At 47.4% G+C, this 22,397-nt stretch carries 18 protein-coding genes; 8 read left to right on the top strand and 10 right to left on the bottom strand.

Annotated elements, in window-relative coordinates:
• Positions 1–258: 258 nt before the first annotated feature.
• From GX419_08280 to GX419_08265, 4 genes are all read left to right on the top strand, one after another.
• Positions 259–1,233, top strand: coding sequence for an ABC transporter substrate-binding protein (locus tag GX419_08280; protein ID NLI24685.1), 975 nt, complete (start codon positions 259–261; stop codon positions 1,231–1,233).
• Positions 1,214–1,990, top strand: coding sequence for an ABC transporter permease subunit (locus GX419_08275; protein ID NLI24684.1), 777 nt, complete (start codon positions 1,214–1,216; stop codon positions 1,988–1,990). The genes GX419_08280 and GX419_08275 overlap by 20 nt, the downstream gene beginning before the upstream one ends.
• On the top strand, positions 1,987–2,694 hold the full coding sequence (locus GX419_08270) for an ATP-binding cassette domain-containing protein (GenBank protein ID NLI24683.1): 708 nt from the start codon (positions 1,987–1,989) through the stop codon (positions 2,692–2,694). Before GX419_08275 ends, GX419_08270 begins: the two co-directional genes overlap by 4 nt.
• A gap of 107 nt (positions 2,695–2,801) precedes the next feature.
• The gene (locus GX419_08265) at positions 2,802–3,251 is read left to right on the top strand and encodes a CBS domain-containing protein (GenBank protein NLI24682.1); all 450 of its coding nucleotides are present in this window, start codon (positions 2,802–2,804) and stop codon (positions 3,249–3,251) included.
• Between the two features lie 427 nt (positions 3,252–3,678).
• On the opposite strand, the gene GX419_08260 is transcribed toward GX419_08265, so the two are convergent.
• From GX419_08260 to GX419_08220, 9 genes are all read right to left on the bottom strand, one after another.
• Positions 3,679–6,300: a carbohydrate binding family 9 domain-containing protein gene (locus GX419_08260; protein NLI24681.1), complete on the bottom strand. Its 2,622-nt coding sequence runs from the start codon at positions 6,298–6,300 to the stop codon at positions 3,679–3,681.
• Positions 6,301–6,460: 160 nt separating this feature from the next.
• The gene (locus GX419_08255; GenBank protein ID NLI24680.1) at positions 6,461–7,396 is read right to left on the bottom strand and encodes an adenylyltransferase/cytidyltransferase family protein; all 936 of its coding nucleotides are present in this window, start codon (positions 7,394–7,396) and stop codon (positions 6,461–6,463) included.
• A gap of 11 nt (positions 7,397–7,407) precedes the next feature.
• On the bottom strand, positions 7,408–8,043 hold the full coding sequence (locus tag GX419_08250) for a redox-sensing transcriptional repressor Rex (protein ID NLI24679.1): 636 nt from the start codon (positions 8,041–8,043) through the stop codon (positions 7,408–7,410).
• Positions 8,044–8,060: 17 nt separating this feature from the next.
• Positions 8,061–9,197, bottom strand: coding sequence for a hybrid sensor histidine kinase/response regulator (locus GX419_08245; protein ID NLI24678.1), 1,137 nt, complete (start codon positions 9,195–9,197; stop codon positions 8,061–8,063).
• Between the two features lies 1 nt (position 9,198).
• Entirely contained in the window at positions 9,199–9,588 is a 390-nt protein-coding gene (locus tag GX419_08240) for a response regulator (protein NLI24677.1), read from the bottom strand.
• Between the two features lie 2 nt (positions 9,589–9,590).
• Positions 9,591–11,591 (bottom strand): 4Fe-4S dicluster domain-containing protein, encoded by a 2,001-nt coding sequence (locus GX419_08235; protein ID NLI24676.1) that lies wholly within the window; start codon positions 11,589–11,591, stop codon positions 9,591–9,593.
• A 23-nt stretch (positions 11,592–11,614) separates the two neighbouring features.
• Positions 11,615–13,348 (bottom strand): 2Fe-2S iron-sulfur cluster binding domain-containing protein, encoded by a 1,734-nt coding sequence (locus tag GX419_08230; GenBank protein ID NLI24675.1) that lies wholly within the window; start codon positions 13,346–13,348, stop codon positions 11,615–11,617.
• Positions 13,349–13,358: 10 nt separating this feature from the next.
• Complete coding sequence (locus tag GX419_08225) at positions 13,359–15,302, bottom strand: 4Fe-4S binding protein (protein NLI24674.1); 1,944 nt, start codon at positions 15,300–15,302, stop codon at positions 13,359–13,361.
• Positions 15,283–15,750: an NAD(P)H-dependent oxidoreductase subunit E gene (locus GX419_08220; GenBank protein ID NLI24673.1), complete on the bottom strand. Its 468-nt coding sequence runs from the start codon at positions 15,748–15,750 to the stop codon at positions 15,283–15,285. The genes GX419_08225 and GX419_08220 overlap by 20 nt, the downstream gene beginning before the upstream one ends.
• 187 nt (positions 15,751–15,937) lie before the next feature.
• On the opposite strand from GX419_08220, the gene GX419_08215 reads away from it, so the two are divergent.
• Genes GX419_08215 through GX419_08205 form a run of 3 tightly spaced genes read left to right on the top strand, consistent with a single transcriptional unit; the run spans position 15,938 to position 19,250 of the window.
• Positions 15,938–16,192, top strand: a complete 255-nt coding sequence (locus GX419_08215) for a (2Fe-2S) ferredoxin domain-containing protein (GenBank protein NLI24672.1) — start codon at positions 15,938–15,940, stop codon at positions 16,190–16,192.
• Positions 16,193–16,197: 5 nt separating this feature from the next.
• Positions 16,198–18,066 (top strand): 4Fe-4S binding protein, encoded by a 1,869-nt coding sequence (locus GX419_08210; GenBank protein NLI24671.1) that lies wholly within the window; start codon positions 16,198–16,200, stop codon positions 18,064–18,066.
• On the top strand, positions 18,063–19,250 hold the full coding sequence (locus GX419_08205) for a SpoIIE family protein phosphatase (protein ID NLI24670.1): 1,188 nt from the start codon (positions 18,063–18,065) through the stop codon (positions 19,248–19,250). Before GX419_08210 ends, GX419_08205 begins: the two co-directional genes overlap by 4 nt.
• Here GX419_08205 and GX419_08200 read toward each other — a convergent pair.
• Positions 19,139–20,422: a glycosyltransferase family 4 protein gene (locus GX419_08200; GenBank protein NLI24669.1), complete on the bottom strand. Its 1,284-nt coding sequence runs from the start codon at positions 20,420–20,422 to the stop codon at positions 19,139–19,141. The two genes, GX419_08205 and GX419_08200, sit on opposite strands and share 112 nt — an antisense overlap.
• A gap of 643 nt (positions 20,423–21,065) precedes the next feature.
• Between GX419_08200 and GX419_08195 the strand changes: the two genes are divergently transcribed.
• Positions 21,066–22,001 carry a sphingomyelin phosphodiesterase gene (locus GX419_08195; protein NLI24668.1) on the top strand — a complete coding sequence of 312 codons (936 nt, stop codon included), beginning with the start codon at positions 21,066–21,068 and terminating at the stop codon, positions 21,999–22,001.
• Positions 22,002–22,397 lie beyond the last annotated feature (396 nt).

The following is a 22,397-nucleotide window of genomic DNA, read 5'->3' as shown; positions in this document are numbered from 1 at the left end:
GAACTTTGGAACTCTGGAACTTTGAAACCCTGGAACACTGGAACTCTCAAACCGAGCGTAAGGCGTAAAGAAATACCGTTCGTGACTTACCTCTCTGCCCTCCACTCTAAGCCCAATGCTTTACGCTCTACGCTCTACGCTATCGCTGGTTTACGGGTGCAGGCATTTACCGCAGATAGCCACAGATTTGGCTTTGGGGAATTAAGAATAATGGAATCCTGCATTCTTTCCTATATTTGCTGAATTATTCTGTTAGTTATGTTTCGTCAATTCTGGGTTATCGGTTTTGTTGTTTTCCTTTTCGGTTGCGGGAATCCGCCTTCAGGCAAAGATGGCCGTTTTCAGGTCGCTGTTCTGAAAGGCCCCTCTGCCATCAGCATGATTAAAATGATCAATGAAGGATTCTCCGACCGTGGAAAACAAGCTGAATTCAGAATATATAACGAACCCGATCAGGTAAAGGCCCTGATGATAAGGAAACAGGCCGATATTGTGCTTCTGCCTGCCAATATGGCTGCAGTTCTTTACAACAAGGGGGTATCGGAATATGTTCTTGCCGCTGTTCCCGTCTGGGGAAGCATGTACCTTGCCGGCACAGACACCTCGGTCAGGTCAATTGACGACCTGCGCGGCAAAACCGTTTATCTCATGGCCCGCGGTGCTACCCCTGATATTGTTTTTCGCTATATTCTGAAGGCAAATCACATTAATCCGGAGAAAGATGTTGAGCTTGATTACACCTTCAATGGCCATTTTGAACTGGCCAGCGCTATCACTGCCGGCAGGGCCTCCATGGGGGTTATTTCAGAACCCTTTGTTTCCCTTGCTGCTTCAAAAAATCCCGACGTTAAAGCTCTCATCGACCTGGAAAAGGTGTGGGACCGGATCCACGCCGATTCTGTCCCAATGGTGCAGACAGCTGTTATGATAAAACGGGATTTTCTGGAAAATAACAAAGACGTAGTAAAGGAATTTTTCAGAAATTACAGCGAGGCAATAACCTGGCTCGGGGACCATTATTATGAAGCCGGAAGGCTTATGGTGAAGTATGATATTGTTCTAGATGAGGAAGTTGCAAGGAATTCCCTCCATCGTATCCACATCCGCTTTGCATTTGCCAGGGACGAACAGGAAAAAATTGACCGTTACTGGCGAATTTTGTTTACCTTTAATCCTGCGGCGGTAGGAGGCAGGCTCCCTGACGAACATTTTTATGCTGAGATTGACCGATAAAAAATCAGTACGGGAAGCGGCAGGTTACCTGTCGGGAGTGTTGGTTTTACTGCTGGTTTGGCATGTTATTGCCCTGTGGCTGAACAACCCTGTTCTATTGCCTTCGCCATGGAAAGCCATAGCGGAAGTTGTACGCATGTTTTTGCACCCCGCCTTTTACCGGGAATGGCTCTATACCATTTTGCGCGGGCTTGCCGGTTTTGCCATAGCGCTGATGCTGGCCTTATGTATTGGTCTTGCATCGGCCTCCTGGCGTCCGGCATGGTTCCTTTTCAGCCCTTTGCTGGGAGCTGTGCGCAGTACTCCGGTGATTTCATTTATTCTGCTTGCCCTCATCTGGTTTGGCTCAGAGAACGTCCCGGTATTTATTGCCATCCTGACGATGCTCCCCCTGATTTCATTCGGAATTATTGACGGAATAAGGAATACCGACGGTGAACTTCTGGAAATGGCCAACAGCTTCAGGGTCAGCCGGTGGAATGTAATCCGGCATATTTATGTTCCGTCCCTTCTGCCCTTTTTATTCAACGGAATGTCAAATGCGATGGGATTTGGATGGAGAGCCGTCATCATTGGCGAAGTTCTCAGTCAGCCCTTCCGGGGAATTGGTTCACGCATGCGTGATGCGCAGAATTATCTCAATGTGCCTGAGTTAATCGGATGGACCCTGGTAGCCATCCTCACAGGATATCTTTTCGAAACCCTTGTGCGCAGGGCTGAAAAAAGCCTGATGCGTTGGAAATCTGTTGCCTCATGAATACGGTCATTTCCCTGGATAATATTTCCAAAGCATTTGGGTCACTGATTGTCTTCAGGAATTTTTCTGCGGAATTTCCCGTCAATAAGGTAAGCTGTATTCTGGGACCGTCGGGCTGCGGAAAAACTACCCTGCTGAGAATTCTCAGCGGTTCACTTCCGCCCGATGAAGGACTGGTGAAGGGAATGGACGGCCGTGTGCCGGCCTATGTATTTCAGGAACCGCGTTTATTGCCCTGGCGTACAGTAAAGGAAAACCTCCTGTTTGTTCTCGAGGGGAAAATGCCTCATCAGCATGCCGAAAAGCTGGTTAGTGAATACCTCTCCCTGGTTGATCTCACGGAGTTTGCCGGTTTTTATCCTTCCCAGCTCAGCGGTGGAATGAAACAGAGAGTCAGCCTCGCCAGAGCCTTTTGTTATCCGGCAGATGTTATCCTGATGGATGAACCTTTTACCGGACTGGATATACGGCTCAGGCAAAACCTTATCCGGTCCTTTCAGCGTATCTGGGAATCCCATCCCCGTACCGTACTTTTTGTTACCCACAATCTGGAGGAAGCGCTCCAGATGGGACAGTACATTCATGTTCTCAGCTCAGCTCCGGCGCGTTTGTTAATGACGTCAGAAAATGCCCCGGATAAACAATCCTTTCTTAAAGAGCAGATACGGGCTCTTATCGACCTTTCTGCTCCGGACCAGCCCTGAACACAACAATTTGCTGCAGGAAGCAGGAAAATATTCCGGAATCATTATATTTGTAAAAATGCCGGATTAAAGGAACCCTTTAATACTAACTGCTAAACCTATAATGTATGATTACCGTAAAACAACTACTTGACAGGAAAGGGCATGAAGTGTACAGCATCCAGCCCGGAGATACCGTGTATTCTGCTTTGGAAAAGATGGCGGATAAAGATGTGGGTGCCCTTATGGTTTTGGACGGGAATAAACTGGTAGGCATATTCTCGGAACGCGATTATGCCCGCAAACTGATTTTGCACGGAAAATCATCCAAAGAATCGAAGGTTCAGGATTTTATGAGTACAAGCCTTTATACCGTGAACCCGTCTGACAGCATTTATCACTGCATGGCCCTGATGACGGACAAGCGTGTAAGGCATTTGCCCGTTCTGGATCAGAACGAAATTGTGGGGATGATTTCCATCGGCGACGTGGTAAATGCTATTATCAGTGAGCAGAAAGCCATCATTAAAGACCTCGAAGACTATATCACCGGAAGCGGTTACGGAAATAAAATGTAGGAATCTAAATTTTCATTGCCTTCTTTAACACCTCCGGCGTTGCTTAAGTGAGCGTCCCATCAACCATGGATCCCGCCATGGACATTGGAGTTCGAAACCTCCGGTTTTGTGTCGCTTGTTCAAAACATGAAAATGATCGAATGGCAAGAAGGTAATACAAGCTCTGAAGGGGCGGCATTATTGGCTGTTTTATAATGCCGCCCCTTCGGGGTTCTGATGGATTTTCCTGATGGAATTTTCTACTATAATATTATCTCTTCGGGATTGGATCAGTATTGCAAAACAGTCCAAAATTTGAGATAAAACCCGGCAATAAAAATCCGGACAATTCATTCGAAATGCAAATAAGCTAACGAATGAATCGGGTAAATCAAGGAAAGAAAAGATTAGGGTCTAAGGGTCAACGCCTAACAACAAGCGCATTTATTTACAGACTGAACCTGTAACTGAATTTAATGAGCCACACATTATGCGGCTTTTTGGAAAACAAGTCCGCCAGGTCTTCTCCCGGCATAAATACTCCCGTAGGATCCGATCGGTCGCGGCTTTGTGACCAGACCAGGTACAGGTACGAACCGGGTATGTATTCCCATTTTACTACCAGATTCGACCGGAATTGCTTTACGTTAAAGTCGGGCAGCCCAAAGGTATATTCCGGAGTTCCGTCAGTGTTTTTGTCAATAAGGAAAATCTGATTATCCTTATCATAGGAGAGTTGGGCAGGAGAAAAGGCTTCGTACCGCCGGTCAAAGGATGCTGCCTTGGGATCAGTTATCAGTTTATAATGGCTGTATTTTCCCGAAGCTACAAAGGGTTGTCCCCAATATTGAATATTCAGGCCGGGTAAGAGGGTCAGGTTCAGCCTGACCGAGGTACTCAGTACGTTTTGCTTAATCCGTGCAAACAGGTACTGATCCTTGCCTTCCGAAAAGTATGTGTCGATGTATTGAAGTTCTTCATTGCTCTGCATCAGGGAGGGGATAAGGGAAACCTGAAATACGTTCAGAGGCCGGTACTGAATTTCGGCTTCAGTGTAATAGCGTTTTGCGGCGTTCTGAAATGAGAAGTAGCCGTTGCCGAAGATGTTGAAATTCAGTTTCTTACGTTCATCCGATCCCAGCCCGAAAAAGGTTCTGAAGCCTCCCGGAAGTTTCATGTAAGGCCCTCCCCGCAGCATCTCCTTGGAAAGATTCTGTCCCTCTATGTTGGAACCAACGCGGAACGTCCAGTAATTGACAAACTGCATAAACGCATTGGCTTCAATTCCCTTGCCCATTGAAATACCATTGAAATCCCAAACACTGTACTGATCAAGGAAAAGGTTGAAGCGGAGGAATTTACCTTTGGGCTGAAGAATCCGGTATTGTGTCCAGAAAATCTGCAATATCATGTCGGCATCGCGAAGGAAGCCGGCATCGTTCAGCTCCAGGCCCGGGGATTTCCAGTTGACAAAGGCGCCGTAATTCCATTTGCCTCCGCCTATTTTCCCTATCTCCAGCCTTCCGCCATGGCCTGTCAATGTTGTAAGGGATGTGTCGAGACGGAAGTTGTCGGGACGCTGAAAATAACGTGCCGGTGATTGCTGAACCTCCGTAATGGCTTCTCTGCTGCCGCTTATATTGCTGAAAATAGCTCTGGCCGCCACATAATAGTTCCGGTTTTTCCAGTAACGGGCAAAGTCAATTCCCCCGGTGTAGGCTGAGGTTGGAAGGAACGTCAGCTCCGGAGACCTGATATCTCTGTTGACCGAAGTAACCATGGCCCCGAAGGTGGTATTTCCTTTGTCAAAATCTTTTTGCATGCGACCTACAAAATAGTTGGTGAGAGGTTCCACATCAATTTTTCTGCGAACTCCTTCCGAATCCATTTCGCCCTGTTCTCTGGCCGTGACGCTTTCGAGAAAACCAAGGGAAAGGCCGTTCCTGGTTTTTCCTGTTATTTTGGCTGCTCCTAAAATCCGTGTTGCCGTTGGGGTTTTAAAATATTCATGGTCGCCAAGGTCCGGATAGTAGTGGGGTGAACGGCCTATGCGCCGCGAATAAAAAAGATTGTCGTTTGACATATCTCCGTCGCCTATCATGAGCGGGAAGGAATAAATATTTTTCCCTTCCACGAAAAACGGCCGCTGTTCCCTGTAATAGGTTTCATAGGCGGTAAGGTTTACCTGCGAAGGGTCAGCTTCTACCTGTCCGAAATCCGGGTTGACCGTAAAATCCATAATCAGATTGTTGGTAAGGCCGATTTTACCGTCAATACCTCCTTTCAGGGCAGAAGATTTTCCCGTCATGAACGGATTGCCGGCTTCTTTTTCAAAACGCTCTGCCTGGGCTACTCCGTAGGGGGCAATTTCCACCTGCCGGTGGGGTTTGATAGCGTCGAGTCCCTGAAGTTCGCCAAACAGGTGCACAAAGCCGGAGGATTCTTTCGGGACATGCTGCCACAGGGAAACTTCCTGCCGGCGGAAAAGCACGCGAATCACTTCGAGGCCCCATACCCCGTCACTTTTCTTTTCGAAGCGCAGCTGGGTGAGGGGGATGCGCATTTCGGCCTGCCAACCCTCAGCGGTGATGCGGGTTTTAACATACCAGATAGGATCCCAGGTTCGGTCTTTGTTTTCCCCGTTTTCCGAAATAACATAATCGGTCTTAACACCCCCTGCATTTACTCCGAAAAAAAAGGCTGTAAGGCGGTCGTGGTAACTGTCAAAGGCTACCATAACCATGTCCCCTTCTTCCTGATCTTTACGGGTAAGCCTGCGGTCAATGCTGTCGGGGTGAGTATCGAAGGCCTTTATGCCTACATACACGTTGTTATCGTCAAACAGAACGGCAAATTCGGTCTTTTGTGTGGCAGGTGCTCCGTTGTAGGGTTCATGCTGAATAAAATCCCCGGCCCAATGTGCACTATGCCAGGCCTCTTCTTCCAGGCGGCCATCAATGGTTAGTGATGTTCCACTGATCCGTCCGGCAGTGTATTGCCGCACTCCCTGTGCTTCGGCTAAACTGTTGAGCAAGATGAACAGTGTAAAAACAAATGCTGTACCTCTCATAGAAATGGGTTAGTGGCAGCATTGCCACAAAAATTATGCAAAATAATCTTAGATTGTTGCTAATGTGAATATTCTGATTTTGTAAGCTGAAGGATTACCTGTGAAAAAATGTCCGGTTCTGAAAAACCAGTGTCCGGATCCGGACACTCTGACGGTCATCTCAGTAGATCAGTTCGTCAACCTGTTGTTTGTCGCTGGTGATTTGCCGGATCAGGTCTTCCGGGTTTGCAAACTGCATGAAACCGCGGAGCCGTTTATGGAAAAAGAGCCGTACTTTGATGCCAGGGATGAGGGGCGGTGCCTGCTCCAGCAGGATAAATTCAATGGAGGGTGACAAATCGTACCTGTTGTCAGGGAAAAAAATATTGCAAATGCCTTTGTATGATGTATCATTTGCCTTTGCCCTCACCGCATAGACGCCTTGCGGCGGAATCAGTTTTTCGGGATCGCTCACTGTGAGAAAGCTGGTCGGAAATCCTTTTTTATGAAGAAACGGGTTTCCTTCGGAAGCAATTCCGCTGAGGCAGAAAAGGTGATCGAGGTAGGCGTTGGCCCTTTGAATGTTTCCTTCCTGAAGGGCTTTCCGTATTTTAGTTGAACTGACACTCTCGTTCTGGATTTCCTGCATGGGAATTTCCTCAACGCCAAAACCAAGTTTCTTGCTGAGTTCATAGAGGTAGCTGTAGTCCCCTTCCCGGTTATGCCCGAAGTGGTGATTGTATCCCACCACGATCACCTTGGCATGCAGTTTGCCCAGCAGGTATTCGGTCACAAAGGTATAGGACGAAATTCGGGAAAAATCTATGGTAAAGGGGATGATCAGAAGGTTCTGAAGTCCGGTTTGCCTGAGGTGCTCGATTTTTTCCTCCTGGGTAAGGATCATCCGGAGGTTTCGTCCTTCCGATTCAGGGTAAAGAACTTTCCGCGGGTGAGGATGAAAGGTAATCAGCATTGATTCTCCCTGCACCTCACCGGCGAGCCGGTTCAGACGGTTGATGATAGCCTTGTGTCCCAAATGGACTCCGTCGAACGTTCCGGTAGTAACTACCGCATTTCTCACACATCCTGCTTCGTCAAAGCTTCTGAAAATCCGCATGCGGCGCTGTCTTAATCCTGTTTCTGCATAGACATTACGAAATAGGCGACCTTTTCAATGGAGGTAATCATGTCGTATTCTTCGAGGTACACGTGAGGAGGAACAGTAACCGGCACGGTGGTGAAGTTGAGAATTCCTTTAATACCGGCCAGAACAAGTTCATTGGTCACCTCTATGGCGTGGTCAACCGGTACGGTGATCATGGCAATGGAAATGTCCTTTTCGGAAATAATTTGCCTGAGCTGGCGCATGGGATAGCAGTAAACGCCGGCAATAACCCTGTCGGTTTTGGCCGGATCAACGTCGAAAGCCGCTACCAGATTAAGTTTGGGTCGTTTTCCGGAAAAATACGCTGTGATGGCTCTTCCGAGATTTCCCATACCAACAACTGCCAGGTTGAGTCCGGTTTCGCTGTCAAGAACTGTACCAATATACCGGGCAAGGTCGGCCACGTCATACCCTTTTCTCTGGGCGCCGGAATAACGGATGAACATAAGGTCGCGCCGCACCTGAACGGCGGTATAATTATGCATGTGTCCCAGTTCGTGCGAATAAACATGGGTTCGTCCCTGCTGCATCAGGTTCAGCAGGGTGCGGCGGTACTGGCTCAGCCTTTCCACCGTTTTTTCCGGAAGTTTTGCCATCATAACTGGTAGCGGGTTAATCAGGAAACGGATTTTTGTTTTTTCGGCAATATAATACGAAAAATGCTTCCTTTTTCCGGTTCACTTTCCACTTCAATGGAACCGTTGTAAAGCTCGGTAATTTTCTTAACAATCGCCAGCCCAAGACCGCTTCCCGGTATGTTTTTGGTTTTTTCGTTCTTTATGCGGGTAAATTCCCTGAAAACTTTTTCGACCTCTTCCGTGGTCATTCCGATTCCTGTGTCAGACACTTCTATTTTGACTTCTTTGTCGGTATCGGAAATAGTGATAGTTACTTTGCCATTGTCGATATTGTATTTTACGGCATTGGAAATAAGATTGTTCAGAACAATTTCCAGATCGGAGGGATCAGCTTCCATTAAAACCGGATCGTTGCAGGATACCGTAAATTCAATTCCTTTCTGTATGGCATAGGGTTGGAAGGCCTGGATAGCATTACGGGTCAATTCGCCCACATTGACTACCCGTATATGTTCCTGCCGTTTTTCGAACCGGATTTTTGTAAAATCGAGCAGGTCCATAATGAGGTTCCGCATGCCCTGGATGCGCGAGAGAGCGCGGTCAATCATCGGGTCGTATGCCGCCATATCGTTGCCCAGTTGCCGTTCCTGCATCATCCTTAGATATCCTTCAATGGCATTCAGGGGCGTTTTCAGTTCATGGCTCAGCACCGAAAGAAACTGGTAACGTATTTTTTTCCCTTCCTCCTTAAGACCTCGGGTAATTCGTTTCAGGAAAAGTTGTTTGGTTATGTTGTCGATTGATGATTTAAGCTCCTGGGGAGTAAAAGGTTTGGGAATGAAATCGTGTGCTCCGAAACCGGTTGCCTTAATTGCCACATCAAGCGAAGCGTAGGATGTTATCATGGCCACAACCATGTCGTAATTTTTTTCCTTGATGTATTCGAGTACATCAATACCCTGAATTCCGGGAAGTTTGTTGTCAAGCAGGATGATGTCGGGTTTATGGGCATCAATCAGTTGAATTGCTTCTTCACCCGTGGATGCTTCCAGCAGGTCAAATTCAAAGTCTTCATCCATAAACGGGTAGCTTACCCTGTAGTTCCGGAGAATACGGACGATACCCGACCGTATGCCGGGTTCATCATCAACAACCAGTATTTTCAGTCTGTCCATTTTATCCCAGCAGTTTGTTGATTTCATTCAGTAATTGTTCCGGCCGTATTCCTTTTTCGAGGTAACAGTCGGCCTTGATCCATTTCCTGTCGTCTTCATTTTCCAGGCCAAAAGGTATTCCGGTTTCAGCGGCTACCGAGGTGGCAATGATGACCGGCACTTCGGGATACTTTTTTTTCATTTTGTGGCTCAGTATAAAGCCACTGTCTTCATTTTCCATCATGAGATCAAAAATAGCCAGATCAGGCTTTTCTGCTTCCAGAATTTTTTCAGCTTCCTTCTGGGAACCTGCCGGCAGAACTCTGAACCCAGCCTTTTGCAGGTAGAAACTCAACTGAAAAAGGTAATCCGGATCGTCATCGGCAAGCAGGATGGTTTTTTGCGGAGCCATAGTTATGCATTTAGTGTTTTTTCAGCGAATTCATCTTCCCGGGGGAGGGTAATCCTGAAGGTAGTGCCGGTAGGACCGGCGGCAGGATCGGCATTGGAAGTGACTGTAATCTGTCCTTTGTGCATTTTTACAATGCCGTATGCCGTTGCCAGCCCGAGGCCGGTTCCCTTTCCTATGCCTTTGGTAGTGAAAAACGGTTCAAACACTTTGTCAAGGTATTCCTTTTGAATGCCTGTTCCTGTATCACTGATGACAAAGGTAATACTGCTGTCGGAATCTTCAGTGAGCAACGTGATCTCTCCTCCCGAAGGCATTGCTTCCACGGCATTTTTCAAAAGATTGGTAATCACCTGGGTCATCTGTTCCTGATCAAAGCAGGCATGCTTGTTTTTGAGGTTGAACAATCTATGCAGTCGGATGTGGGGAGGTATGATAACGGATTTAACGGCGAGTTCAATAAACTCATTCAGGTCGACTTTGGCATGGTTCACCTGGTTTTTCCGGGCAAAATTCAGCAGGCCCGAAACGATGCTTTTGCACCGGGCTGATTGTTCGACAATCAGTTCAAGGTCTTTGCGAAGGGGAGAATCGGGAGGGCATTCTTCCAGGAGTATGTTGCTGTACATAATGATGACTCCCAGGGGATTGTTCAGTTCATGGGCAATTCCGGCTGAAAGTTGTCCCATGTGGGCCAGTTTCTCCGTTTGCTTGAGAGCCTGCTGGACGTTGAAAAGTTTATCGCGCGAGACGGCAAGATCGTGAATGGATTTATGGAGTTTTTCAATGGTGTAGGGAAGGCACATCTCATTTTCTGCCAGGCCGTTGATGATGGCAATGGCATGATTCCGGCAGGTGTCGTATCCGCAGGCACCACAATCGAGGTAATCCTGAGGCGAGAATTTTCCCATGCGTTGCAGAACCTGTTCAATTTCTTCTTCCGAAGGAACGAATTCTCCCACAGGACGTGAAACAAAGGTGCGGGAAAGGTCGAGGTCATCAAATTGCCGGATGCTCTTCTGCCAGGCTTGTTGGTCGAGATTCTCAAGCTTTTCTTTTACGTACCGTGAAATTTTTGAGGCGCCGGCGAATTTCTGGGCACCCCGTGACATGCCGGGCCCCATGATGCAGCCTTCACAGCACAGCAGTTCCATATGCTTGGGAACAACCGATCCGCTGACAAGTTCTTTTATTGCTTCCTGGAAGTTGCCGCGTCCTGAAGCAACCAGTACATTTTCTTCAAACACATTTTCGCTGAGATTCATCGAGTGCATCATACCGCGGCTTACAGGGAAAATAGCCCCCTTGCCTCCAACGGGCGGGTCAAAGTCGGAGGGAATGGTTTGTTCCGGGTCAATGCCGCGCATTTTCAGCATCTGGCGCAACTCCCTGAAGGTGATCACCAGGTCGGTTTCGGCAGATTCTTCCTTTTTGGCTATGCAGGGACCTATGAATACCACGCGAAGGTCTTTTCCATACAGCTTCCTGGCAGCACGGGTTGTGGCCACCATCGGCGAAACTACCGGGATGAGGTGCTCAATGACCTCCGGTCGGTAATGCTCAGTATAGTTCACTATGGCCGGGCAATCGGATGAAATATAAGTGCGCCCCGGATTGGCGTACAGAAGCTTCAGGTAACGGTCAGTAACCAGATCGGCGCCAAAAGCCACTTCCAGCACCAGGCTGAATCCCAGTTTCCGAAGCATGCCAACCAGTATGCGGTAATCTTCCAGTTCATCAAATTCGGCGGCAAAACTTGGAGCAATCAGGGCCGCCACGCGTCCCTGCTGTTCCAGAAGCGACAGTACCTCCTCGTGATTCTTAACAAAAACTTTTGCTCCCTGACTGCATACAATCGTGCAGTTTCCGCAGGCTATGCAGCGTTCGGGAATCACTTCGGCCTGGCCGTTAACAATTTTGATTGCCTTGACGGGGCATTCCCTTACGCAGGTATAACAAACCCTGCACCGATCGCGGATGGTATAAACAAGTCCTTTGGTTTCCATTGATTCTGATTCCTCTCTTTACCTTACTTCCTTGCAAAAATGTTGCGTGCCGTGAAATGGGTATGAAGAAGATCTACCGCCTTCTTTCCGCCGGGCTCACCCAGTTTTTTTTCGTAAAGTTCTGTAATTTCCGGACTCCTGTGAGCACATTTCAGAATTTCCTTTTCTTCGCTTTCAAAGGTTTCTTTTGCCCGTTGGCGGAGAATTTGCTGGGAGGGTGCTGAAGGTTGTCCTCCGCCTGCGGTACATCCGCCCGGACATGCCATGATCTCGACATAATGCAGGTTGCATGTACCGGAGCGAATTTCCTCGATCAGGGAAGGAAGCATGGCCAATCCGCTCAACACGGCAAAGCGGTATTCATGATTCCCGGCTTTCAGCGTATAATCGCGCCGGCTCTTATGGTTTCTCAGTTTTTCAATGCGGTATTCTTTCAGGTCCTTACCGGTAGCCATAAAATAGAAGGTCCGGATAACGCCTTCGGTAATTCCTCCTGAAATATCTGACAATCTTCCTGCGGATGTAATGGCCTTCATGCCGTTGGGCAGGGCTTCGCTTTCTACCATAAGGGGATCCACTCCGTAGAGTCGGATAAGCCTGAACAGTTCGGAAATGCTGATGGCCAGATCGGTTTCCGGAAGCCCTTTGCGGGTGAGTTCCGGTTTCTGGCTTTCGTATTTCCTGGCGGTGCAGGGTGAAATAGCCACCGTGAATATTTTGTCCGGTTCTTTTACTGTTTTATCTTCTGAAACATGCATTTTGGCCAGGGTACTGGCCATTTGCTGGGGGGAGCGGCAGGTGGAAAGAAGCGGGAGCAGATCGGGAAACTCATTCTCGGCAAAAGATACCCAGGCGGGACAGGCAGAGCTGATGACCGGAAGGTTTTCGTTTTTACGGATACGGCGAAGGAGCAGGGCAGCTTCTTCCATGATGAAAACCTCTGTTCCGAAAGCTGATGCATACACCCTGTCAAAACCAAGTTTTGAAAGAATGGCTTTCAGCACACCGCTGGCATCTGCTGATGGTTTTAACCGGAACTTTTCGGCCAGGAGCAAAGGCACGGAAGGTGAATAATGGGCAACCACTGTTGCAGAGGCATCGTGCAGTTTGCTTTCCAGTTCGGTAAAACGGACTTTCTCGGTGAGCGCGCCGGTAGGGCATACAAGCAGGCACTGTCCGCACTGTATGCAGTTCGAAAAATTCAGTTCATGGTCAAAGGCTGGTGTAACCTTTATGGAGCTTCCGCGGTAAATGAAGTCCAGAGTGGCTACCTGCTGAATTTCTTCGCATACTCTGACACACCGGCCGCAGAGGATGCATTTGGCCGGTTCCCTTGTGATGCCGGGGCTGGAACGGTCAGGCCTTATGAATACAGGACTTCCGGGAATTTTTCGTTCCCTGATGTGCATTTCTTCAGCAATTTTCTGCAGTTCGCAATTCCCGTTCTTTTCACAGTAAAGGCAGTCGTCGGGGTGATTGGAAAGAAGAAGCTCTGTAATCGTGCGGCGGGCTTTGATGACCCGGGGGGAGTGGGTGGAAATCTTCATCCATTCTTCCACGTAATGCGAGCAGGAAGGAACCAGGTCCTGTCTTCCTTCCACTTCAACCACGCACATCCGGCATGCTCCCGTGGGAGTAAAATCCTTCATATTGCAGAGTGTCGGCACTTCGAACCCTGCCCGGCGCAATGCTTCCAGGATTGTTTCTCCTTTCCGGGCTTCAATCTCCCTGTTATTTACCTGAATGGTAAAGACCATAGCGTGTGGTTTAGGGTTTAATAATTACAGCATTGAATTTGCAGACATCATAACATATTCCGCAGGCAGTACATTTGTCTTCCACGATAAAGAAGGGGTTGCGTTCCGTTCCGATGATGGCATTTGATGGACATTTTCTTGCACAGAGGGCACACCCTGTGCAGGCATCGGCATCAATTGAAAATGTGCGGAGAGCGGTGCATACGCCGGCACGGCAAACCCGGTCAAAAATGTGCTCTTCAAACTCGTCACGGAACCATTTCAGGGTACTCAATACCGGATTGGGAGCGTTGATTCCCAGCCCGCAGAGCGATGTTTCTTTCATCACCGTGCTGATGCTTTCAAGCTGCATCACTCCCTTGAAACGTTCCAGGGTGGAATGGCCGTTTTTTTCGACCGGTCTTCTGATGATGCTGTCAAGAATCTGGCTGATGCGCCGGGTTCCTTCCCTGCAGGGAATGCATTTGCCGCAGCTTTGTTTCTGCATGAAATGCATGAAAAAATTGCTCATATCCACCAGACAGGTATTCTCGTCAAAAACGAGCAGGCCGCCGGATCCCATTGCTGCACCGGCTTCCTTGAGCGCTTCGTAATCAACAGGAGTATGAAATAACGAAGGAGGAAGTGTATAACCTACAGAACCTCCAATATGAAGGGCCTTGCATTTTTTTGCGCCCGGAATTCCTTCTCCTGCCTTGAATACGATGTCGTACAGGGTGGTTCCCATGGAAACCTCGACAATGCCGCTGTTAATCACTCTCCCGGTAAGGGAAAAAACCTTGGTGCCTTTGCTGCCCGCAGTGCCGGTTGAGGCAAACCACTCAGGCCCCCGGGAAACAATGGCCGGAATGTTGGCAAGCGATTCGGTATTGTTGATGATGGTCGGGCGATTATTCAAGCCTGATTCGGCAGGGTAGGGAGGTTTTTGCCTGGGCATACCCCTTTTCCCTTCCAGGCTCGCCAGCAGGGCGGTTTCTTCTCCGCAAACAAAAGCTCCCGGTCCCTGGCGGATTTCGATATCGATGCTTATCCCGCTTCCGAAAATGTTATGACCCAGAATGCCTGCTTCCAGCGCTTTGTTTAGTGCCGTCTGAAGGCGTCTGATAGCCAGAGTGTAGTCGGAACGAATGTATACAATGGCTTTTCCGGCTCCTGCCGCGTAGGCTCCAATGGCAAGCCCTTCCAGAAGCTGATGGGGGTTCGATTCGATGATGAGGCGGTCGGTGAAGGCCCCGGGGTCACTTTCCTGGGCATTGCAGACAAAATAACGGGCTGGAGCGGGAGTAAGAAGAGCCGTTTTCCATTTGGTACCTACCGGAAACCCTCCGCCGGCTCTGCCCCTCAGCCCGCTTTTTTCTACCAGCTGGCATACTTCAGCCGGTGTATACATTTCGAGGGTTTTTATGAACCCCCTGTACCCGCCCAGGGCTATGTATTCTTCCAGGGATAACGGATCGAGTATCCCTGCCTTTTCCATGACAATCCGGCGCTGGATACTGTAAAACGGGTGTTCCTCCAACCAGGGTATGTCTTTCCAGGGGTCAAGCAGAGGATTGCGGTATTGTCCCAGAAGGTTCTCGGTAGGTATAATCCTGTGCAGCACATCGTCGAGGAGAAATGGCACTTTCTCTTCGGTAATTTCGCGAAATGAAAGACGGTTTTTCCCCGGAAGCTGAATATCAACCAGCGGCTCGGCACTGCAGAATCCGGGACAGCCGGTTTCCACAACCAGTGCCGTAATATTTCGTTCCTCAAGATACTGGCGGATGGCCGAAAGGGTTTTAAGCGCTCCTGCGGTAATACTGCAGGTTCCGGTGGCCACATAAATTACCGGCCGGTCAGTTTTGTAATGCAGGGTACGATGAATCCATTCCTGTGCATGAGGTTCTCCCGGGGAAACCTTCCCCAGAAGCAGTTCCTGCAGAATATCCTGATTATTCTTTCTGATGGCCATCTTCGAGCTTTTTGATAAGGTTTCTGAGTTCAGCCGGAGACAGGCGGATGAAATAATCTTCGTTTACCTGCACCACCGGGGCATTATGACAGCCTCCCAGGCAGGTTGTGATTTCCAGACTGAACAAGCCATTGGAAGTGGTTTCGCCCGGACGGATGTGCAGGATCTTTTCCGCTTCCGCCGCGAGCCTGGCCGCTCCTTCCATATGGCATTGGGACCCATGGCAGATACGGATGTGAAATGTACCGCGGGGTTTGAACGTGAAGGCATCGTAAAAGGTTGCAATACCAAATACCTTACTGACAGGTAGCTTAAGGTGCCTGCCTGTTCTGACAATGGCTTCCTCGGTAAGATATCCGCAGCGTTTCTGGATCTCCTCAAGAATGGGGATAAGATCCTCACGGTGCGGTGCAGGAAACATTTCAAGGACTTCCGTTACAGGATCCATAAATATTTTGTAAATTTCACTATAATTGAATGATTTTGAGTCAAAAGTACTAAATCTTTTATTTGTTATTGAAAAAACATTGTTATTTTTATAACACAAAACTAATTAAAAAAGAATAATTTTGCTATAATTTTCTGATGGGTATAAATTTTGTACCCCTATACTGACTGTTTAATTGTATGGAAGGATGGCGACGGAAAACGAAAACGGAATTGTGATTTGTCTTGGAAGTTCCTGTTTCTCGCGCGGGAACAGGAGGGTGAAGGAGCGGATTGACCAGTATCTGAAAGAGAACGGTCTGGTGCAGAAAATTCCGTTTCGGGGCAGCCGGTGTTTTGACAACTGCAGTCGTGGTCCGGTGGTGCGTATCGGTAACGAAATGTACTACGGGGTGAATGAGAAGAACATAGTTGACATTCTCGACAAACATTTTAAACATTAAACCGGATGGAAAATTTGCCGCTGGTTACCATCAATGAATCCCTTTGCAGGATGTGTTATGCCTGCGTACGCGTTTGTCCGGTTAAAGCCATTCGGATGACCGAAGGGGACAAAACGCCGCGGATTCTTCCCGAACGGTGCATAGGATGCGGATTGTGCGTGGAGGCATGCAGTCCGGGTGCCATATCGGTGCGCGGTTCGCGCGAGGAAGTGAGAAAAATACTCGCTTCAGGGGAACAGGTTGTGGCCATTACCGATCCAAGTATTTCGGGCGAATTTGATGACATTACCGACTACCGGAAGTTTGTGCGGATGATCAAAGCATTGGGTTTTCATTACGTCAATGAAGCTTCGTTCGGGGTCGATCTGGTCGCCCGGCAATATGCCGATATGTTTGTGAAAATCAGGGGGAAGAATTTCATTACTTCCTGCTGTCCTGTGGTTGTTTCCTATATCGAGAAGTACCATCCCGATTTAATCCCGAATCTGATTCCGGTTGTTTCGCCCATGATTGCCTCGGCCAGGGTAGTGAGGAAAAAGTACGGTCCTGATGTAAAGGTGGTATATATCGGTCCCTGCATCGAGGCGAAAAATGAAATTCTTCGTTTCGAAGGGGATGCACGCATTGATGCGGTTCTTACCTTCAGAGAACTGCGGCAGCTTTTCGAAGAGGCCGGAATCAACGAAAGCATGCTGGAATATTCCGATTTTAATTCCCCGCTGGGTTACAAAGGTTCCCTGTATCCCATCAGTAACGGAATTCTGCAGGCCGCTTCAGTAAGTGAAGATCTTCTTTCCGGATCGGTTGTCACGGCGGAAGGAAAAGATTCTGTGCTCGCGGCTGTCGAAGCATTCAACAGGCATATTAACGCTATAAAGAGCCATTTTAATCTCTTTTTCTGCGAAGGTTGCCTGATGGGGCCCGGTATGTCGAAGGGCGGTGACAAGTACCTCCGTCGTTCTCTTGTAATACGGTATGCCAATAAGCGGCTTGGCAACTTCAATATAACCGGGTGGGAGCGCAATATGGCCGAATATGGAAGTATAAGTGCTGAAAGGGATTTTAGAAAAGACGACCAGCGCCTGCCCGAGCCGGACGAAGAAACAATCCGCAACATTCTCCGTTCCCTGGAAATGGAAAAGCCGGAGGATGAACTGGGCTGCAGTGCTTGCGGATATGCTTCCTGCCGTGATTTTGCCGTTGCCATAGCACAGGGCCTTGCCACTCCCGAGATGTGCAGTGTGTTCAGCATGAAAAACAAGCAGAATTATATCCGAACCCTTCGGCAGACCAATGAACAGCTTGCCCGGATGCAGGACGCCCTGAAGGAATCGGAACGCATTGCCCGTCAGGAGAAAGAATCTGCCAGGGAGGCTTCGGCAGTGATCCAGTCGATGCTGCAGAAAATCCCCAATGCCCTGGTTATGGTTGACCATAACATGAAAGTAATTCATTCCAACCAGGGGTTTATTGATCTGATCGGCGATGATGCCCGTGAAATCAATGAAGTTATTCCCGGTCTGGTAGGGGCGGATATTAAAACCCTCCTGCCGCATGCTATGTACACTATCTTCTCGTATGTACTTACCAGCAATGAGGAAGTAATGAACCGTGACGTGCGGTATCAGGACAATCTCTACAGTATATCGGTTTTTCCCATCCGGCCTAACCGGATTGTGGGGGCTGTTATCCGCGACCTGTCCATGCCCGAAGTGCAGAAGGAAGAGGTGATCAACCGGGTTACCGAGGTTATTGATAAAAACCTTGAGCTGGTTCAGCAGATCGGGTTCATTCTCGGGGAAGGTGCGGCGGAAACTGAACGGATGCTGAACTCCATTATCGAATCGTATAAAGGAGGGAAGAAAGAAAAATGATGCAGCCGGGGGTATTTGTTGAGGTGAATTGTCAGCAGAAGAACCGGAGCGGTCAGCGGATCTGCGGCGATGTTTTTCTTTCCCGCAAGGTGAAGGAAGAAGGCAGGGTGGTGGTTGTCCTTTCCGATGGCATGGGACATGGTGTTAAGGCCAATGTGCTGGCCACCCTCACGGCTACCATGGCTTTGAATTTTGCCAGGGAGCACAAGCAGGCAGAGCGGATTGCCGAAATCATCATGAACACTCTTCCCGTGTGCAGTGAACGCAAAATGAGCTATTCCACATTTACGGTAATTGATATTGAAACGGGAGGCAGGGTAACCATTCTTCAGTACGATAATCCACGAACCCTTATTTTCAGAGGGAATAAACCGCTTCAGGTTCCCTGGAATTGCATTGTAATGAACAGCGAGAAAAACCGGGGCAAGGAAATTCACACCTGTACCTTTGAGCCGCAGAAGGAAGACCGAATGGTTATCTGCACCGATGGCATCACCCAGAGTGGAATGGGTTCTCCTTCGTATCCCTTTGGCTGGGGCGAAGAGGGCCTCACCGGTTTCATAATTGACCAGATCAGTCAGAACCCTGTGATTTCAGCACGGAGGCTTGCCTCCAGGGTAGTAACCATGGCCAATAAAAACGATCAGTATCTTCTGAAAGACGATGCAAGCTGTGCAGTGGTGTATTTCAGGGAGCCAAGGCGATTGCTCCTGGTTACCGGCCCTCCGTTTGAAAAGGAGAAAGATGCCGTGCTGGCCAAAATGGTGGATGGATTCGAAGGGCGGAAGATCATCTGTGGAGGAACCACCAGCGATATCATTGCCCGTGAACTGGGCAGGGAAATTAAGGACAGTTTTGAGTTTCCCGATCCGGAACTTCCGCCGGTTTCTTCCATGGAGGGCGTGGATCTTATTACCGAAGGAATCCTGACACTGTCGAAGGTAGTGCGCATTCTGCACGATTATAACAACAATATCGTTCTGGGAAAGGGACCGGCCGATCAGATTGTAAGATTATTGCGGGAAAGTGATGAGATCCATTTTGTAATTGGAACCCGGATCAACGAAGCACATCAGGACCCTAATCTGCCCGTGGAGCTGGAAATCAGGCGGACGGTGGTTAAGCGGATTGCCCGGCTTCTGGAAGAAAAATTTCTGAAGGAAGTATCTCTTTCATTTATATAATGCCACGACCCTTCTTTTCTTCGGATTAAAGAAGCATAACGGTCTTTTACTTCGTCAGCTATATTTTTCCATGGCTTTGATAAGGTTTGTGATGCATGAAAGCCCACCCGCTGCCGAAGAAGGTCGTTACTTAAAACAAAATCTATTTTCTCTGCATATGATTCAGGATTATATGTACTGAGAAAACCGTTAACATTTTCTTTTATTATTTCAGCAGCCGTTGATCCCACAAGCAAAAGGCTCGGTGTTCCAACAGAAGCTGCCTCCCGAACAACCAGAGGTGCATTATCATATAACGATGGAAAAAGGAAAAGATCGGCCGATGCATAGATTTCTTCCAGTGCTCTGCGCTCTTTTACCGGGCCTTTAAAAAACACTTTCTGTTCAAGATGATATTTTGATACAAGAAGCTCTAAATCCTCTCTAGCATATCCCTCGCCAACAATCCATAGAACAAAATCAGGGTATTTAATATGCCGGAGCGACTCAATGAGAAAAAGCAGGTTTTTCTCAAGAATTAACTGACCCACGTATAATAAAATCTTTTTCTTCCCGCCGATTAATCTTAATGGGGTGTTTTGCCTGAATAAATTCAGATCCGGTATGTTTCCCATGTCAGTTCCGTTAGGAACAATTACCGTTTTCCCTCTGTAACCATATTGATGCAGTGTTTCGGCGGCACCTGCCTGAGGCACCCATACCTCATCTGCTGTTTCAAAAAACCGAACTATTCTACTGAGGATATGCCTGACAATTGCATCATTGGGTATGGCTCTGGTTAAATCATCTTTGTATTTGGAATGGAATGTAGCAATAACCGGACAGTCAGATTGCCGGCCTGAATATAAACCGAGCTTTGCGGCAGAGAAAGGGCTATGCACATGAACAAGTGAAAAGGGAATATTTCTTATTTTTCTGTAAATTCCTGGATCAAGCTCCGGAATCCCGGCTCTGTATGGTTTTCTTATGGGAACCGGAACGGAAAAATACCGGATAACAGAAAAACGCTCAAAATCCTGGTAGCCGGGAAATGAGGGAGTGACAACGTAAACATAGCATCCGTTTTTTGTAAGTTCCTCAGCATAATTCTTAACGGTGAGCGATACCCCGTCAAGAACTGGTATAAAAGCATCAGTGAACTGACCTATCAGAAGAGATTTTTGGCTTTTCACATCCAATAAATTTTTTCATTTTACAAAGGTATGTGCTTGTGTTTTTATTAACTGTTATCTAAATATTAAATAATCGACAATTATTTATTGAAATTCAATTGTATCAATAAAAGTTTTATTAACCCGGGTCATTGAAGGAAGCCCTGAATTTCATTACTGATATTTGCATCAATGGCAAATGGTTGTATACATATGCAAAATCGGGGATGTTCTTGAAAATTATTTTTACCATGCCGGCCCTCCGGAAAAATTTCTTCAACGTTGAATTGAAAAGCTGATGAGCGTGATTAATTTCTTTAAAATGGACCCCACATGCTGTACAAACAAAAACGCCGCACTAATAAATCACCAGCAGGCAGATTCCATTATACCATTAAAAAGCAATTTTTATTATGATGAAACAACCATGTATGGCGAACACAATCCCCTTAGAACAAAATGCAAATCATGGGTGTTCCCCCGCTTTGGCGGGGCAGGCTATCTGTCCTTTAAAAATCATTTTTGTTCGGATGAAATGATTTAGTTAATAAATACATAAAAATACTTCTCATCTGGTAATAATTAATTTACATAATCATATAGATGGTTTAAAATGTATGAGTTCAGTAAAGAGTATAATTGTACCGACAAAATTATTGTAGGTATGTATAAAAAATATATTGTATTTATGGTTTTGTTTTTTCTTCCTTTAGCAGCTCAGAATAAATATATTTATGCCAGCAGGGATCATTTTGCAGGAAATGAACTGAAAATTCTCAGCTGGAATATATATATGCTACCTTCAATAATTACCCAGACAAATAACTCTGATAGAGCAAAGGCTATTGGTGAATACCTGGGCAAAGGTGAGTTTGATGTAATTCTTTTTCAGGAAGCATTTTCGGCAGAAAGCCGAAGGATTATCTTTTCGTTGGTCCAGGATACGTATCCTTATGAGTATGGTCCTGCCAACAGCGGAGGAATCAGTTTGCGTCTTAACAGTGGTTTGTGGATTTTAAGCAAAATGCCGTTAAGAAAAATTGATGAAATTGAATTTAAGCAATCCAGGGGCTTTGACGCATTTGCGCGAAAGGGTGCAATTTTAATGGAAGGCATCCTCAATAATTTTCGTTTTCAAATACTGAATACCCATCTAAATGCCGGTGATTATGATGAGTTGAGAGCTTCACAGTACCGGCAGATACGTAATGATCTTCTGGATAAATACAGAACTGAAGATGTTGTGCAAATTGTGTGTGGCGATTTCAATGTTGATAAGAACGATGGGCATAATTTCAAAAGGTTAATTAATGATCTTGCTGTTAGAGATTATTATGCAGGTTGGCAATGCTCCTATGATGGTGAGTCAAATGATCTCGTCAGTCCGAAATACAAAAAGCGATCCCTGATTGATTACATTTTTCTCAGAAATAATAATTCTGATAATATACATGTGGTGAGCAATGTGCACAGACTTAAAAGAAATTGGTCCGAACATCATTACGATTTATCCGACCATTATCCTGTATCTGCCACTGTCACCCTTCAGACTGAATCCAGGCCTGTATTTGCTGAATCCGTGGCTGGTATGCCGAATTAGAAAAAAATTTCGCATTACAACTTTATTGCTCTCTGTAACTTAACTTTCAGTTTTTTCTGAGTTTAGAACACGGTAATATTGTTAAGCCCGGATTGCGCATTAGGAGAGAAGCGAACTAATGCGCAGTGCGGAGACCTTGCGTGCAGGCATCCGGGCAAACCCCGCTGGAACGGAGTGGAAGCGGCCGGTTAAGCCCGGATTGCGCATTAGGAGAGAAGCGAACTAATGCGCAGTGCGGAGGCTTTGCGCGCAGGCATCCGGGCAAACCCCGCTGGAACGGAGTGAAAGCGGCCGGTTAAGCCCGGATTGCGTATCAGTAGCGAAAGCGAACTGATACGCAGTGGGCAGGCTTTGTGGGATGGCATCCGGGCAAATCCCGCTGGAACGAAGTGGAAG

The organism is Bacteroidales bacterium, from assembly GCA_012517825.1.
In the GTDB taxonomy this organism is placed as follows: domain Bacteria; phylum Bacteroidota; class Bacteroidia; order Bacteroidales; family JAAYUG01; genus JAAYUG01.
Note: the sequence above shows the minus strand (reverse complement) of the source record. Positions and strands in the feature narration are given on the sequence as shown.

Coding starts and splice junctions, on each gene's coding strand:
- GX419_08235 (NLI24676.1), bottom strand. CDS start 11,591: ATGGAAACCAAAGGACTTGTTTATACCATCCGCGATCGGTGCAGGGTT.
- GX419_08255 (NLI24680.1), bottom strand. CDS start 7,396: ATGCGGATTTTCAGAAGCTTTGACGAAGCAGGATGTGTGAGAAATGCG.
- GX419_08220 (NLI24673.1), bottom strand. CDS start 15,750: ATGGATCCTGTAACGGAAGTCCTTGAAATGTTTCCTGCACCGCACCGT.
- GX419_08225 (NLI24674.1), bottom strand. CDS start 15,302: ATGGCCATCAGAAAGAATAATCAGGATATTCTGCAGGAACTGCTTCTG.
- GX419_08280 (NLI24685.1), top strand. CDS start 259: ATGTTTCGTCAATTCTGGGTTATCGGTTTTGTTGTTTTCCTTTTCGGT.
- GX419_08205 (NLI24670.1), top strand. CDS start 18,063: ATGATGCAGCCGGGGGTATTTGTTGAGGTGAATTGTCAGCAGAAGAAC.
- GX419_08270 (NLI24683.1), top strand. CDS start 1,987: ATGAATACGGTCATTTCCCTGGATAATATTTCCAAAGCATTTGGGTCA.
- GX419_08245 (NLI24678.1), bottom strand. CDS start 9,197: ATGGACAGACTGAAAATACTGGTTGTTGATGATGAACCCGGCATACGG.
- GX419_08230 (NLI24675.1), bottom strand. CDS start 13,348: ATGGTCTTTACCATTCAGGTAAATAACAGGGAGATTGAAGCCCGGAAA.
- GX419_08215 (NLI24672.1), top strand. CDS start 15,938: ATGGCGACGGAAAACGAAAACGGAATTGTGATTTGTCTTGGAAGTTCC.
- GX419_08275 (NLI24684.1), top strand. CDS start 1,214: ATGCTGAGATTGACCGATAAAAAATCAGTACGGGAAGCGGCAGGTTAC.
- GX419_08210 (NLI24671.1), top strand. CDS start 16,198: ATGGAAAATTTGCCGCTGGTTACCATCAATGAATCCCTTTGCAGGATG.
- GX419_08250 (NLI24679.1), bottom strand. CDS start 8,043: ATGATGGCAAAACTTCCGGAAAAAACGGTGGAAAGGCTGAGCCAGTAC.
- GX419_08240 (NLI24677.1), bottom strand. CDS start 9,588: ATGGCTCCGCAAAAAACCATCCTGCTTGCCGATGACGATCCGGATTAC.
- GX419_08265 (NLI24682.1), top strand. CDS start 2,802: ATGATTACCGTAAAACAACTACTTGACAGGAAAGGGCATGAAGTGTAC.
- GX419_08260 (NLI24681.1), bottom strand. CDS start 6,300: ATGAGAGGTACAGCATTTGTTTTTACACTGTTCATCTTGCTCAACAGT.
- GX419_08195 (NLI24668.1), top strand. CDS start 21,066: ATGTATAAAAAATATATTGTATTTATGGTTTTGTTTTTTCTTCCTTTA.